The organism is Streptomyces sp. AF1A, from assembly GCF_047340315.1.
Classification (GTDB): Bacteria; Actinomycetota; Actinomycetes; order Streptomycetales; family Streptomycetaceae; genus Streptomyces.
In genome coordinates this window covers 1-13,759 of the sequence record NZ_JBLEBI010000183.1, presented here as the reverse complement: position 1 = coordinate 13,759, position 13,759 = coordinate 1, and the positions used below count along the sequence as shown (strand labels likewise).

Below are 13,759 nucleotides of genomic sequence, written 5' to 3'. Positions count from 1 at the left end.
CGGAGCTGACGGCGCTGATCGGGCAGCAGGAACAGCGGGTACGCGCCCGGCCGCGCGACGCGGGGGCCTGGGCGGTGCTCGGGGCCGCGTACGTGGAGCGGGGGCGCCGGACCGCCGACGCGGCGAACTATCCGAAGGCCGAGAGGGCGCTGCGCACGTCGCTCGAGGTGCGCGGCGAGCGCAACGCCGAGGCGCTGGAGGGCCTGGCCGCGCTGGCGCTCGCGCGCCGGGACTTCCAGGAGGCGAAGGAGTACGGCGAGCAGGCGCTGCAGCTGACGCCGAAGCGGTGGTCGGCGTATCCGCCGCTGATCGACGCCTACACCGGGCTCGGCGACTACAAGGCGGTCGGCTCCACGCTGGACAAACTGCTGAAACTGCACACCGACGCGGGCGACCGGCCCGCCGTGATGGCGAAGGTCTCGGCGGTCTACCGGGACAGGGGCTGGCGCGAGGACGCGGCGGCCCAGCTGACCGACGCGGCGGCCGCCGCCCGCACCCCGGCCCAGCAGGCCGCCTATCTGGCCGGCGTGGGGCAGCTCGCATGGGAGCGCGGGGATCTGCAGGACGCGCTGCGCCACTACGACGCGGCCCTGCGCCTGGACCCCGACCAGCGGGAGGCGCCGGCCGGGCGGGGACGGGTGCTGGCCGCGCTGGGCCGTACGGCCGAGGCGGTGGCCGCGTACCGGGCGGGCCTGGCCCGGCAGCCGAGCCCCCGGGACGCCTTCGAACTGGGCGAGCTGTACGCGTCGTTGGGCAAGTCCCGGCAGGCCCACGACCAGTTCGACCGGATGAGGGACCTGGCGCTGCGGGAGGCGGACGACGGGGTCGACGTGGAGCTGCTGATCGGGCGGTACGAGGCCGACCACGGGGACCCGCTGGAGGCCGTGGACCGGCTGCGCGACGAGTGGGAGCGGCAGCCGGGGATCGAGGTGGCCGACGCGCTCGGCTGGGCGCTGCACCGGGCGGGGCAGGAGGAGGAGGCGCTGGACTACGCCTCCACCGCCACGGACGGGGAGAAGGGCGGCGGGGTCCTCAGCGCCCTGTACGCCTTCCACCGGGGCATGATCGAGGTCGAGTTGGGGATGGACGGGGCCGCGCGCAGGCACCTGCAGCGGGCGCTGCGGATCAATCCCCACTTCTCGCCCCTGTGGGCGCCCGAGGCGAAGGACATGCTGCGCACGCTGGGCGACGCCCCGGACGAGCCGCCGCCCAGCTAGGACCCCGTGCGGACCTACAGGTTGCCCCGCTTGGCCTGCTCGCGCTCGATGGCCTCGAAGAGGGCCTTGAAGTTGCCCTTGCCGAAGCCCATCGAGCCGTGCCGCTCGATGATCTCGAAGAACACCGTCGGCCGGTCCTGGACCGGCTTGGTGAAGATCTGCAGCAGGTAGCCGTCCTCGTCCCGGTCGGCGAGGATCTTCAGCTCGCGCAGCGTCTCCACGGGCACCCGGGTGTCGCCGACCCACTCGCCGAGCGTGTCGTAGTAGGAGTCGGGGGTGTTGAGGAACTCCACGCCGGCCGCGCGCATGGTGCGGACGGTCTGCACGATGTCGTTGGTGTTCAGCGCGATGTGCTGGACGCCGGGGCCGCCGTAGAACTCCAGGTACTCGTCGATCTGGGACTTCTTCTTGGCGATCGCGGGCTCGTTGAGCGGGAACTTCACCTTGAGGGTGCCGTCCGCCACGACCTTCGACATCAGCGCGCTGTACTCGGTGGCGATGTCGTCGCCCACGAACTCCTTCATGTTCGTGAAGCCCATGACGTTGTTGTAGAACGCCACCCACTCGTCCATCTTGCCGAGTTCGACGTTGCCGACGCAGTGGTCGATGGCCTGGAAGGTGCGCTGGGCGGGCTGCGGGACGATCGGCTCGGCGGCCACGTAGCCGGGGAGGTAGGGGCCGTCGTAGCCGGAGCGTTCGACCAGGGTGTGGCGGGTCTCGCCGTAGGTGGCGATCGCGGCGAGGACGACGGTGCCGTGCTCGTCCTTCACCTCGTACGGCTCGGCGACCGAGCGGGCGCCGTGCTCGACGGCGTAGGCGTGGGCGGCGCGGGCGTCCGGGACCTCGATGGCCAGGTCGATGACGCCGTCGCCGTGCTCGGCCACGTGCCGGACGAGGAAGCGGCCCCAGTCGGTGCTGGGCTTGATCACCGACGTGAACACGAACCGGGCGGAGCCGTTCTCGAGCACGTAACTGGCGGTCTCGCGGCTGCCGTTCTCCGGCCCGGAGTAGGCGACCAGCTTCATGCCGAAGGCGGTGGAGTAGTAGTGCGCCGCCTGCTTGGCGTTGCCCACGGCGAAGACGACCGCGTCCATTCCCTTGACCGGGAAGGGGTCGGCCTGCCGTGCGGTGTCGGGAGTGTGGTGAGTGGTCTGCGTCATAGCGGCAGGGTGGCCCCGCTCTGCAAGGTGCGCAATAGTTTCCGTATTCACTGGGCAACATGTTCAGTGATCGGGCCGATACGGCGGCCTTTCTGTGCAGGATGACCATCTCAGGGGGTCCCGTGGCGATCGATCATCTGGACGGGCGCATCATCGTGCTGCTGGCACGGGAGCCGCGCATCGGCGTGCTGGAGATGTCCCGACGGCTCGGCGTCGCCCGCGGGACCGTGCAGGCACGGCTGGACCGGCTTCAGTCGAGCGGGGTCATCCGCGGGTTCGGCCCGCAGGTGGACCCGGCGGCCCTCGGCTATCCGGTCACCGCGTTCGCCACCCTCCAGATCCGGCAGGGCCAGGGGCCCGACGTGCGGGCGTACCTGGCGACGGTGCCGGAGGTGCTGGAGCTGCTGACCACCACCGGCAGCGGGGACATGCTGTGCCGGCTGGTGGCCCGCTCCAACGCCGACCTGCAACGCGTGATCGACCGGGTCGTCGGCTTCGAGGGCATCGTCCGGGCGTCCACGGCGATCGTGATGGAGAACCCCGTTCCGCTGCGGATCATCCCGCTGGTGGAGCAGGCGGCGCAGGAGGCGCGGTGAGCGGCCGGGAGGCGCGGGGGTGCGGACCGCGGCTTCGCCCGCTTCCCCGGCCTCCGCTGGCAGCACCCCCTGGAGGAGGACGGGGACTGAGTTCAGCAGCTCGGTACGGAGCCCTTTCCCTTCTCCAGCGCCACCAGGGAGTCGACCGCGCCCTTCAGCGTGGTCACCGGGACCAGCCGCAGCCCCTTCGGCAGCTCGGCCCTGGCATCGGCGCACTCGGCCTTCGGCACCAGGAAGACGGTGGCCCCGTCCCGCCGGGCGGCCTGCGTCTTCAGGGCCACCCCGCCGACCGCGCCCACGCGCCCGGCCGTGTCGATGGTGCCGGTTCCGGCGATGGTGCGGCCGCCCGTGAGGTCGCCGCCGCCGCCGTCGCCGTCGAGCTTGTCGATGATCCCCAGGGTGAAGAGCAGCCCCGCGCTCGGCCCGCCCACACCGGCGAGCTTCAGCGTGATCCTGACCTTGTCGGAGCTCAGCCCCAGGTACTTCAGCGCCGCGCCGGCCGCCGCGTCCTGGGACTGCTGCATCTGCGCCTCGTTGTGCTGCTCGATCTCCTTGACGGTGTTGCCGGTCGGGTAGACCGCGTCGCGGGGCATCACGGCCCGGTCGGTGCGGAACCAGTTGCCGAGCACGTCGCCGAGGGACACCCGGGCGTCCGGGCCGGTCGCCTCAATCGTGACCATCCGCAGCTGACCGCTGGTCCTGCGGGTCGCCGCGCCGGAGATCGTGATCACCGGGGTGCCCTTGTTGTCGCCGAGCACGTTCGCCGTCGTCCCGGGCTGCGCCACCGAGAACGGCAGCGGCGCGAACACGGCCGTGGCGATCAGGGCCGCGACGGGCACGGCGCAGACGGCGACGGCCTGGGAACGCGTGAGACGTGAGAGCACGGGATCAATCTAACCTGCCGCCTGGACGTCGCCTCATGCCGTGTACAGGCACCGCCCCTGCCTGGTGAACCGGCGCAGGGCCCCCGGCAGCCGCTCCACGCCGATGCCGGGCCAACGTACGAAGGGAGAGAAGGGCCAAGGGCCCGTCGAACCCTGCCGGACCCGGTGGTCAGCGCAGCGCTTCGGCCACTTCCCGCGCCGCCTCCACCACCCGCGGCCCCACCCGCTCCGGCACGGAGTCCGCGAGCATCACGACGCCCACGCTGCCCTCGACGCCCGTCACCCCGATCAGCGGTGCCGCGGCCCCGCTCGCGCCGGCCTCCAGTTCGCCGTGGGTGAGCGTGTACCCGGGGTCGGCCGAGGGCGACTGCCGGGCCGCGAGGATCGCCCTGCCCGCCGCGCCCCGGTCCAGCGGATGCCGGAAGCCGGCCCGGTAGGCCACGTGGTAGTCGGTCCAGGTCGGCTCGACCACGGCCACGGCCAGTGCCTCCGTCCCGTCGACCAGCGTCAGATGGGCCGTCGCCCCGATGTCCTCGGCCAGCGACCGCAGCGCGGGCAGCGCGGCCTCCCGGACCAGCGGATGCACCTGGCGCCCCAGTCGCAGCACCCCGAGCCCGACCCGGGCACGGCCGCCCAGGTCACGCCGTATCAGCGCATGCTGCTCCAGGGTGGCGAGCAAGCGGTACACGACGGTCCGGTTCACGCCCAGCTTGTGGGACAACTCGGTGACGGTCAGCCCGTGATCGGTGTCGGCCAGCAATTTGAGGACGCGCAGTCCCCGGTCGAGCGTCTGAGAGGTCTCCGCGGTCACGACGCCCACTCCTTCGGCGGTGAGGTCGACGGCCCCTGAGCGGCGGATGCGTCGCCGAGTCCCGTCGGCGACGCGTGTCAGAGGCCGCCGATCGGCAGGACGGCCCGACGGCGGCGGGCCAATGTCGCTTCACGGCTGCGCTCCGCGGCGGCGCTGCCACGGGGCGTGTGCGTGGCGAGACCCTAGCGAAGGGGGTTCGCTGAGCGGAAGTCTTCGTCCAGAATCCGGGCAAGGCCAGATCCGGCCTGCCTGCATTCGTCCGGATACGTACGCCACACCAAAGGCGTGACGGACCGACAACCGGAGACGGGCAGGCCGGGAGCCGCCGTCGCTACCCGTCGTGGAAGGGAGCCCCGGCCGGGCCGTCAACGCACCCCTCGGAGACCCGCCCGCAAGAGAGCCCGGCCGGGGCCGTCACCGCATGCCGGTGGCACACCCCCACACCCTGAGCGCCCCACCCGCGTGGGAGCCCGGGAACCCGGTCGAGCCGTCACCTCATGGCGGTGGCCCACGCCCTACACCCTGAGCAACCCGCCCGCAAGAGAGCCCGGCCGGGGCCGTCACCGCATGCGGGTGGCCCACTCCTGGACCTTGGCGATCCGCTGCCGCAGTTGGCCCGCCGTGGCCTCCGCGCTGGGCGGGCCGCCGCAGACGCGGCGCAGCTCGGTGTGGATCACTCCGTGCGGCTTGCCGCTCTGGTGGACGTAGGCGCTGACCATGGTGTTGAGCTGCTTGCGCAGCTCCATCATCTCCTTGTGCGAGACGACCGGCCGCCGCTCGGCCGGCAGCTCCAGCAGGTCGGCTTCGCTGTCCGGCTTCCTCCGGCTGTGCGCGATCTGCCGGGCCTGCCGCTTCTGCAGCAGCAGCTGCACCTGGTCGGGCTCGAGGAGGCCGGGGATGCCCAGGTAGTCCTGCTCCTCCTCGCTGCCCGGGTGGGCCTGCATGCCGAACTCGGCGCCGTCGTAGAGGACCCGGTCGAAGACGGCGTCGGACTCCAGCGCCTCGAAGGGCAGCATGTCCTGCTCGCCGGTGTCCTCGTCCTGCTGCTTGTTCGCCTCCTCCATCTCCTTCTCGGACTCGGCGTACGGGTCCTCCTCGCCCTCCTTCTTCGGTTTGTCGAGGGCGTGGTCCCGCTCCTTCTCCATCTCGTTGGCGAAGGTCAGCAGGTCGGGGATGGTGGGGAGAAAGACGGAGGCGGTCTCGCCGCGCCGACGGGAGCGCACGAAACGCCCTACGGCCTGCGCGAAGAAGAGGGGCGTGGAGATGGTCGTGGCGTACACGCCCACCGCGAGCCGGGGCACGTCGACGCCCTCGGACACCATGCGGACCGCGACCATCCAGCGGTCGTCGCTGCTGCTGAAGTCGTCGATCCGCTTCGAGGCACCCGCGTCGTCGGACAGCACCAGCGTGGCCTTCGTGCCGGTGATCTCGCGGATGAGCTTGGCGTAGGCGCGGGCGGAGTCCTGGTCGGAGGCGATGACGAGGGCGCCGGCGTCCGGGATGGCCTTCCTGACCTCGGTCAGCCGCTGGTCGGCGGCGCGCAGCACGCTGGGCATCCACTCGCCGCGCGGGTCGAGCGCGGTGCGCCAGGCCTGGCTGACCGCGTCCTTGGTCATGGGCTCGCCGAGCTTGGCCGCGACCTCGTCACCGGCCTTGGTGCGCCAGCGCATGTTGCCGCTGTAGGAGAGGAAGATGACGGGCCGCACGACGTGGTCGGCGAGGGCGTTGCCGTATCCGTAGGTGTAGTCGGCGGCGGAGCGCCGGATGCCGTCCGCCCCTTCCTCGTACCTGACGAAGGGGATGGGGTTGGTGTCGGACCGGAACGGCGTACCGGTCAGGGCGAGCCGCCGGGTGGCCGGCTCGAACGCCTCCAGGCAGGCCTCGCCCCAGGACTTGGAGTCACCGGCGTGGTGGATCTCGTCCAGGATCACCAGCGTCTTGCGCTGCTCGACGCGGTTGCGGTGCAGCATCGGCCGGACGCCGACGCCGGCGTACGTGACGGCGACCCCGTCGTACTCCCGGCCGAGCGGTCCGGCGCTGTACTCGGGGTCGAGCTTGATGCCTATGCGCGCCGCCGCCTCGGCCCACTGCTTCTTCAGGTGCTCGGTGGGCGCCACCACGGTCACCTGCTGCACCACGTGGTGGTGCAGCAGCCACGAGGCGAGCGTCAGCGCGAAGGTGGTCTTGCCGGCGCCGGGCGTGGCGACGGCGAGGAAGTCACGCGGCTGCTCCTGGATGTACTTCTCCATCGCCCCCTGCTGCCAGGCACGCAGCCTGCTGGCGGTACCCCAGGGGGCGCGTCCGGGGAATGCGGGCGACAGGTGATGCGAGTGGGACGAGCTGGGGGCGGTGGTAGTCACGGTCTCCGGTTCGCTGTGCTGGGGGCTCGGCTACGTATGACAACCGGGCCACCCTACCGGTGCGCCCACCTGTCACCCGGACCGACGGCACAGCCCCGGCCCAGGTGCGACACGCGTCACAGATCACCGGGCGAAGCGCGGCAGCTGGGCTGCGATCTTGGGTACGCGCAGAGCGCGCTGGCACACGTCCAGCACGAACAGCTCGGCCCCGTCCAGTACTACGTGGTACCACTCGGTGTCGTCGCCTCCCCGGCCTGCACCCGCCGCGTCACCCACGCGCCCACCAGCGCCACTGCCGCCATCGGGAGGAACACCGCGGCGAAGGCGGCGGGGTGAGAGACGGTGGCCGTCGTGGTGACCGTGCTGCCGCCGCCCAGGGCCGCGAAGGCCGTGCCGGTCGCCGCGAGGAGGAGGACGTTGGAGAGGGCGTCGGAGATCTGCAGGGCGGCGGAGTTGGCGCCGGCCTCCGCCGGGGCGGACAGGCGCAGCAGGAGCACGCTGGTGGAGGAGACCACCAGGCCCATGCCGAAGCAGCCGAAGCCCCACGCGACGGCGAGAATCCAGACGGGCACGGAGTGCACGAGCACGCTCGGCGCGGTGGCGATCGCGGCGGCGACCAGCACCATCCCGAGGGTCATCAGCCGCTCCCGGTACGGCGCGAGGCGCGGCCGGGACTGCACCCACGAGCCCAGCGCCCAGGTGCCGCCGCTCGCCGCCAGCGAGAACCCGGCGAGCGTCGGCGACAGCCCGCGCTGGGTGACCAGCATCAGCGGCACGAAGGACTCGGCGGCGACGAAGGAACCGGCGGACAGCCCGCGCAGCAGCACGACGGACGGCAGGCCGCGGGCGGCCCGGCAGGTGCCGCGCGGCAGCAGGCCGAGCACGGCGGGCACCAGCAGCGCGGCGCCGGCCAGCAGGGGCAGCAGGGAGAGCAGCCGCGGATCCTGGGCGGCGTACTGGAGGAGCCCGGCGCCGAGGGAGATGCCGAGGGCGAGCCGGATGCGCCGCCGGCCGGAGGAGTCCGGGCCCGCGCCGGGGGCCGGCTCCTCGCCCACCGGCCCGGACGCCCTGCGCCGTATCTGCGGCAGGGCGAGGGCCAGCGGGAACACGACGAGGACCGGTATGCCGAGGAACACCCAGCGCCAGCCGAGGTGCTCGGTGACGGCGCCGGAGGCGAGCGGGCCCACGATGGTCGGCACGATCCAGCCGGCCGCGAACCCCGCCATGATCGCGGGCCGCAGCCGCTCCGGGTAGGCGCGTCCGACGACCACGTACAGCGCGACGATGACCAGCCCGCCGCCGAGTCCCTGCACGGCCCGGCCGAGGATGAACACCCACATCGCCTGGGCGGTCCCGGAGATCACCAGCCCCGCCGCGAAGGCCCCGATCCCCGTGGTCAGCGGCCCGAGCGGGCCGCGCCGGTCGGCCCACTGCCCGGCCAGCACCATGCCGAACAGGCTGGTGGTGAAGTAGCCGGAGAACGCGAACGCGTACAGCGCCACGCCGTCCAGTTCCCGCGCGGCGACGGGCATCGCGGTGCCGACGGCGGTCGCCTCGAAGGCGATCAGCAGCACGACGGACACGATCCCGACACTCAGCGCCCGGTAGGCCCGGCCCAGGACACCGCCGTCCGGCTCGGCGGTCTCCTCCACAACAGCGGCTTCACGTGCTCCCAGGGCGCTCATGACCGCCAGAGTAAGGCCCACTACTGACATTGACTCCTGTCGGCGGTCCCATCGCCCCTGCGACCTTGGTCGTACGACTCGTGCCTTTCATGAACGCCGTATGGCAGTCGCGTTGCAGCCCCCGGCCATCCCTTGAGCGCCCCCTCCGCCCCGCCCTACGGTCGTCCCATCGACACGGCCGTGTGCCCGAGTGGTTCAGGGGCTCGCCTGCGCTGCAGCCCTCAGCGAGCTCCGCTCGCGGGGAGTCACGCGGGTCCGATTCCCGCCACGGCCGTCACAGCAGAACAGAACACGGCCGTGTGCCCGAGTGGTTCAGGGGCTCGCCTGCAAAGCGAGTTACGCGGGTTCGAATCCCGCCACGGCCTCCGATCGCCTGACCAGGCAGGACAAAGGGGCCGGTACCTCCGGGGGCCCCTTCGGCCGTCACAGCACCCCGCCCGCCTCGTCCTGGAAGAGTTCCGTCCAGTAGTGCCAGGTCGTGTCCGGCAGGGTGCCGGTGGGGTCCAGGGCGGAGAGGGTGTGCAGCATGGCCGCGGCGAGCTGGTCGTAGGCGGCCGTCGTCAGTTCGTGGGTGAGGTGCTCGTCGATCGTGCGCTCGTGGTGGAGGAGCCAGAGGGTGAAGGCGAGCGTGGAGACGTCGGTGTTGAGCGGGTAGAGCGCTGCCTCCGGTTCGCTGAAGGTGAGGACCGCGCCCGTTCTGCCGTCGACGACCAGGCTGTTGTCCTCCACCAGGTAGCCGAGGCGCACCAAGTGGTCGCAGTGGGCCGGGAGTTCCGACAGGGGGTAGTCGACACGCTCCTCGGTGAAGTACTCGCGGAGGGTCGGCAGGGGGACGTCCGTGTCGGCGTGGAAGAGGACCGCCTGCTCCGGCAGGCCGGTCTCGCGCAGGAAGCGGCGAGTCGGCTCGTGGGTGAGCGTGGCGGGGAAGTCGACCTCCTCGAAGCGGGCCACCCGGCCGTGCCCGAACTCCTGGTCCAGGAGGCGGGCGGGGACGTCCAGGGTGAGGCCCTGCGCCGCGCCGGGGCCCGCCACGAGCCCGAGCGGACGGATCAGGGCCGCCGCCTTCCAGTACGGCGGCACCTCGCCGTGCGTGCCCTCCTCGAACAGCGCGAGCAGTCGGCGGGTCGCCTCGGCGGCCGCCTTCGGGCCGTACTGGCCCGCGAGGGAGGCGAAACGGCCGCGCAGGCCCGCCAGTTCCTCCGTGACGGCGGCGAAGCGCAGGAGGGTGTCCAGGGAGGGCGCGAAGGGGCGCGGGTCGGACGCGTCGGACAGGTAGGCCGTGGTGATCTCGCCGGTGTCGCCGTCGAGGAGGATCGACTCGCGCTCCATCCCGGGCGGGTTGAGGAGTTCGCCTATCACCAGGCGGCCGCGCAGCTCCTCCGCCAGGTGGAACGGGCCGTCGGCGGCGTCGGCGAGGGTGCGCAGGCCGTGGGCGCGTAGCGGCGAGAACGTCAGCAGGTCGGTGCGGGCGGGCAGGCCGAGGCCGGCGAGCAGGCCGCGCGTCGGCCGGTGCGTGACATGGCGGTCCAGCTCGGCCTCGGTCAGCCTGATCGCCGGCGTCCCGGCGTCGATCGTGCTCATCGCTCCCCCGCGATCTTCCCCGTGCGTGACTGGGTGCGGACGTCGCCGTGCGGCGTCCCGGGCAGGTGCCCCCCACTGCCCAGCACACTACGCCGGAGCACTGACAACGGCCCCTCGCCGGAAAGGACGCCGGGCGGCGCCGCGGCGTTGCGCGCGACGACGGACCACCGTGTCAGGTGACGCGGATGCCGCCCGGCACCACGGCCGGGGCCGTGGCGAGGAGCAGCGGGACGCGCCGGGACAACGTGCCCGCGCCGGGCGCGGGTTCGTGGCGCGGCCCCCGGAAAGCGGCGCTCACCGGTCCGTGACCACGGCGGCCTGGGGGCGGATCGGGAGGCGGTTGACCGAGCGGCCGGTGGCGGCGCGGACGGCGGAGGCGATCGCGGCGGGCGCCGTCACCACCGGGACCGCGCTGGCGGACTTGGCGCCGAAGGGAGCCACCACGTCCCGTTCCTCCACCAGTTTGACGATCCGGATGTCCGGCGCGTCCAGGGCGGTCGGCAGGGCGTACCCGGTCAGGTCGGGGTGGCGGACCAGGCCGCGCGGGGTGCGCAGGTTCTCGGTGAGCGCGATGCCGACGCCCTGGGTGACGCCCGCCTCGATGCGGGCGGCGAGCTGGGCCGGGTTCAGCACCCGGCCGACGTCCTGCGCCACCGCGAGTTCCACGACGCGGACGGAGCCCAGCTCGATGTCCACGTCCACCACGGCGCGGATCGCGCAGAACGCGAGGCCCACGAAGGCGTCGCCCTGCCCCGAGGCGTCCAGCGGCTCGGTGGGGTGCGGGCGGCACTGGGCGGTGGCCCACAGCTCCTTGCCCTCCATCGCCTCGGCGACGGTGGTCGACAGCACGCCGTCGTACGAGGTGATCTTGCCGTCCGTGATCTGAAGCAGCTCCGCCGACATGCCGAACTTGTGTGCCAGGGGCTGCAGGAGCTGGGTGCGGACCATCTTCGCCGCGCGCTCCACCGCGCCGCCCGACACCCAGGTGTGCCGGCCCCGGCAGCCCGCCCCGGCCGGGGGCTGGTCGGTGTCGACCGGGGCGACGTGGACCTCCTCGACGCCGAGGGTGTCCTGGACGATCTGCCGGGCCAGGGTGGTGAAGCCCTGGCCGGTCTCCACGGCGGCGCACAGCACGGTGGCGACGCCGTCGTGGACCTTGACCGTCGCCGTGGACACCTCGTCGGCGCCCTCCGCGCCGAGCATGTGCACCATGCCGAGGCCGTAGCCGACGCCCCGGCGCACCGCGCCCGGTTCGCCCGCGCCCTCGGGTCCGCCGGGCAGTAGCCACTCCTCCTCGGGCGTGTCCTTGGGCAGCGCCGGCAGCGGGCAGTCGCGTACCGCCTGGAGGAGTTCGGCGACCGGCGCCGGACAGGTCACCGTCTGGCCGATCGGCAGGACGTCGCCGGTGGCGAGGACGTTGCGCAGGCGCAGCTCGGCCGGGTCCACGCCCAGCTTCTTGGCCAGCTTGTCCATCTGGGCCTCGTAGGCGGCGCACACCTGCATGGCGCCCTCGCCGCGCACGTGGCCGGAGGGCGGGTTGTTCGTGCGCACCGCCCAGCCCTCGATGAAGGCGTTCGGGACGACGTACGGGCCGCACGCGAAGGAGACGGCGGCGGCCAAGGCGTCGGCGGAGGTGTCCGCGTACGCGCCCGCGTCCAGCAGGATCTGCGCCTCGACCTTGACGAGCTTGCCCTCGGCGTCCGCGTGGTGACGGTATCGGAGCAGCGTCGGATGGCGGTGGGCGTGGCCGAGGAAGGACTCCTCGCGGGTCGCCGTGAGCTTCACCGGGCAGCCGGTCTTCAGGGCGAGCAGGCCGAGCGGCAGCTGGAAGCCCTGGTCCTCGCGGTCGCCGGTGGCGCCGGGCACCCCGGTGACGACGATCTTCACCCGATCCGGGGACAGGCCGAAGCAGGCGGCAGCCGTGTTGCGGTCGGTGTGCGGGTCCGTGGAGGCGAGGTACAGCTCCACGCCGCCGTCGGGGCGCGGCACCGCGAGGCCGGCCTCGGCGCCGATGGGGGCCGGGTCCTGGCGCCCGATGCGGTACAGGCCCTCGACGACGACGTCGCCGACCGCCTCCGGGTCGCCGTGCCGCAGCGGGATGTGCCGGACCAGGTTGCCGTCGGGGTGCAGGGGCTCCGCCTCGAACGCCTGCTCCGGGTCGGTCACCGGGTCGAGCACCTCGTACTCGACGATGACGGCGGCCGCGGCCATCCGTGCGGTGTCGGGGTGGTCTGCGGCGACGGCCGCGATGGGTTCGCCGTGGTGGCGTACGACCTCGGAGGCGAACACCGGCCGGTCGGGGACGCCCCGGCCGTGACGCGGGGTTCCGGGCACGTCCTCGTGCGTGACGACGGCGCGCACGCCGGGCATCTCGCGCGCGTGGCTGGTGTCGATGGACACGATGCGCGCGTGCGCGTGCGGGGAGCGCAGTACGGCCGCCCAGAGCAGGCCCTCGGCCCACAGGTCGGCCGCGTAGGGGAAGGTGCCCTCGGTCTTGGCGCCGGCGTCGGCGTGCGGCAGGGAGGCGCCGAGGCCGTGCGGCACCGGTTCGGCCACGGGGGCGGGTTCCGCGGCGGTGGTGGCGGTGGCGGCTTCGTTGGTCACGCCTGACCTCCGTCCTGGCCGTAGTGCTGGTCGTGCGGGCCCGGGGTGCCGTGCGGCGGCGTGCCGTACCGGTCGGGCGCGGCGTACGGATCGGGCGCGGTGCCGTAGTCACCGCGGGGGGCCTGCGGCGTGTCGAAGGCGCCCGGCGCCTCGAACGCCGAGGGGTTGACGCCGCCGGCGCCGGGGCCCGCCTGGCGCGGGATGCGCGCCTCGTCCCCGTCCGCCTCGGGGTCGGCGTGCGAGGCCTCGCGTTCGGCGACGACCTCCTGGACGGCCTGCAGGACGCCCCGGTAGCCGGAGCAGCGGCACAGGTTGCCGCACAGGGCCTGCCGGGTCTCCAGCTCGGTCGGCGCCGGGTTGCCCTCGAGCAGGTCGTGCACGGTCATCGCCATGCCGGGCACGCAGAAGCCGCACTGCACGGCACCGCACCGGGCGAGCGCCCGCTGGACGTCGGAGGGCTGTCCGTCGGCGGCCAGGCCCTCGACGGTGCGCACCTCGCTGCCGGCCGCGGTGACCGCGGGGACCAGGCAGGAGGCCACCAGGCGGCCGTCGACCTGCACGTTGCAGGCGCCGCACTCGCCCTGCGAGCAGCCGTCCTTGGCGCCGGCGAGGCCGAGCCGCTCGCGCAGCACGTACAGCAGCGACTCGCCGATCCAGGCGTCGGTGACGGGGCGGTCGGCGCCGTTGACGCGCAGCACGTAGGAGGCGAGGGGGTGGTCGTCGTTCGGCGGGAGGAGTGCGGCGTCGGTGTCGTCGGCGCCGTCGCCGTCTTCGCCGGCCGCCGCCCGGTCGGGCGCCGGGCCCTCGGGCGTGTCGTCCGCCGCGGCGTCGGCGCCGTGTTCCGCCACCGCGGCCTCGCTC

11 protein-coding genes and 2 tRNA genes are annotated in these 13,759 nt (G+C 73.3%); 4 read left to right on the top strand and 9 right to left on the bottom strand.

The genetic code is table 11. The features are described from left to right. On the top strand, window positions 1–1,217 hold a 1,217-nt coding region (locus ACLU3S_RS31060; RefSeq protein WP_413955305.1), incomplete at its 5' end, for a tetratricopeptide repeat protein. Window positions 1,218–1,231: 14 nt separating this feature from the next. Here ACLU3S_RS31060 and hppD read toward each other — a convergent pair. Beyond that, complete coding sequence (hppD, locus tag ACLU3S_RS31055) at window positions 1,232–2,377, bottom strand: 4-hydroxyphenylpyruvate dioxygenase (RefSeq protein ID WP_413955304.1); 1,146 nt, start codon at window positions 2,375–2,377, stop codon at window positions 1,232–1,234. A 122-nt stretch (window positions 2,378–2,499) separates the two neighbouring features. Between hppD and ACLU3S_RS31050 the strand changes: the two genes are divergently transcribed. Then, window positions 2,500–2,973, top strand: a complete 474-nt coding sequence (locus ACLU3S_RS31050; RefSeq protein ID WP_413955303.1) for an Lrp/AsnC family transcriptional regulator — start codon at window positions 2,500–2,502, stop codon at window positions 2,971–2,973. Window positions 2,974–3,065: 92 nt separating this feature from the next. Here ACLU3S_RS31050 and ACLU3S_RS31045 read toward each other — a convergent pair whose 3' ends face one another. The 4 genes from ACLU3S_RS31045 to ACLU3S_RS31030 form a co-directional block, all read right to left on the bottom strand. Continuing rightward, window positions 3,066–3,857 carry a S16 family serine protease gene (locus tag ACLU3S_RS31045; protein ID WP_413955302.1) on the bottom strand — a complete coding sequence of 264 codons (792 nt, stop codon included), beginning with the start codon at window positions 3,855–3,857 and terminating at the stop codon, window positions 3,066–3,068. 169 nt (window positions 3,858–4,026) lie between these two features. After that, entirely contained in the window at window positions 4,027–4,668 is a 642-nt protein-coding gene (locus ACLU3S_RS31040) for an IclR family transcriptional regulator (protein WP_413955301.1), read from the bottom strand. 560 nt (window positions 4,669–5,228) lie between these two features. Then, window positions 5,229–7,028: a DEAD/DEAH box helicase gene (locus ACLU3S_RS31035; protein WP_413955300.1), complete on the bottom strand. Its 1,800-nt coding sequence runs from the start codon at window positions 7,026–7,028 to the stop codon at window positions 5,229–5,231. A gap of 218 nt (window positions 7,029–7,246) precedes the next feature. Beyond that, a complete protein-coding gene (locus ACLU3S_RS31030) occupies window positions 7,247–8,713 on the bottom strand; it encodes an MFS transporter (protein WP_413955299.1) in 1,467 nt (488 codons plus the stop codon). Window positions 8,714–8,889: 176 nt separating this feature from the next. Here ACLU3S_RS31030 and ACLU3S_RS31025 point away from each other — a divergent pair. Together ACLU3S_RS31025 and ACLU3S_RS31020 are read left to right on the top strand one after the other, a co-directional pair. Continuing rightward, window positions 8,890–8,987: transfer RNA gene (locus tag ACLU3S_RS31025), tRNA-OTHER, on the top strand. Between the two features lie 19 nt (window positions 8,988–9,006). After that, window positions 9,007–9,078, top strand: a tRNA-Cys gene (locus ACLU3S_RS31020). 58 nt (window positions 9,079–9,136) lie between these two features. Here the strand turns inward: ACLU3S_RS31020 and ACLU3S_RS31015 are convergent. The 4 genes from ACLU3S_RS31015 to ACLU3S_RS31000 all read right to left on the bottom strand — a co-directional run. Then, window positions 9,137–10,294 carry an SUKH-4 family immunity protein gene (locus ACLU3S_RS31015; RefSeq protein WP_413955298.1) on the bottom strand — a complete coding sequence of 386 codons (1,158 nt, stop codon included), beginning with the start codon at window positions 10,292–10,294 and terminating at the stop codon, window positions 9,137–9,139. 172 nt (window positions 10,295–10,466) lie between these two features. Further along, the gene (locus ACLU3S_RS31010; RefSeq protein ID WP_413955297.1) at window positions 10,467–10,592 is read right to left on the bottom strand and encodes a hypothetical protein; all 126 of its coding nucleotides are present in this window, start codon (window positions 10,590–10,592) and stop codon (window positions 10,467–10,469) included. Next, window positions 10,589–12,898 (bottom strand): xanthine dehydrogenase family protein molybdopterin-binding subunit, encoded by a 2,310-nt coding sequence (locus ACLU3S_RS31005; protein ID WP_413955296.1) that lies wholly within the window; start codon window positions 12,896–12,898, stop codon window positions 10,589–10,591. Before ACLU3S_RS31005 ends, ACLU3S_RS31010 begins: the two co-directional genes overlap by 4 nt. Further along, a partial coding sequence (locus ACLU3S_RS31000) for a (2Fe-2S)-binding protein (protein ID WP_413955295.1) occupies window positions 12,895–13,759 on the bottom strand: 865 nt, incomplete at its 5' end. The genes ACLU3S_RS31000 and ACLU3S_RS31005, both read right to left, overlap by 4 nt.

Excerpts from the sequence above, each read along its gene's own strand:
- hppD (WP_413955304.1), bottom strand. The coding sequence starts at position 2,377 with ATGACGCAGACCACTCACCACACTCCCGACACCGCACGGCAGGCCGAC.
- ACLU3S_RS31030 (WP_413955299.1), bottom strand. The coding sequence starts at position 8,713 with ATGAGCGCCCTGGGAGCACGTGAAGCCGCTGTTGTGGAGGAGACCGCC.
- ACLU3S_RS31015 (WP_413955298.1), bottom strand. The coding sequence starts at position 10,294 with ATGAGCACGATCGACGCCGGGACGCCGGCGATCAGGCTGACCGAGGCC.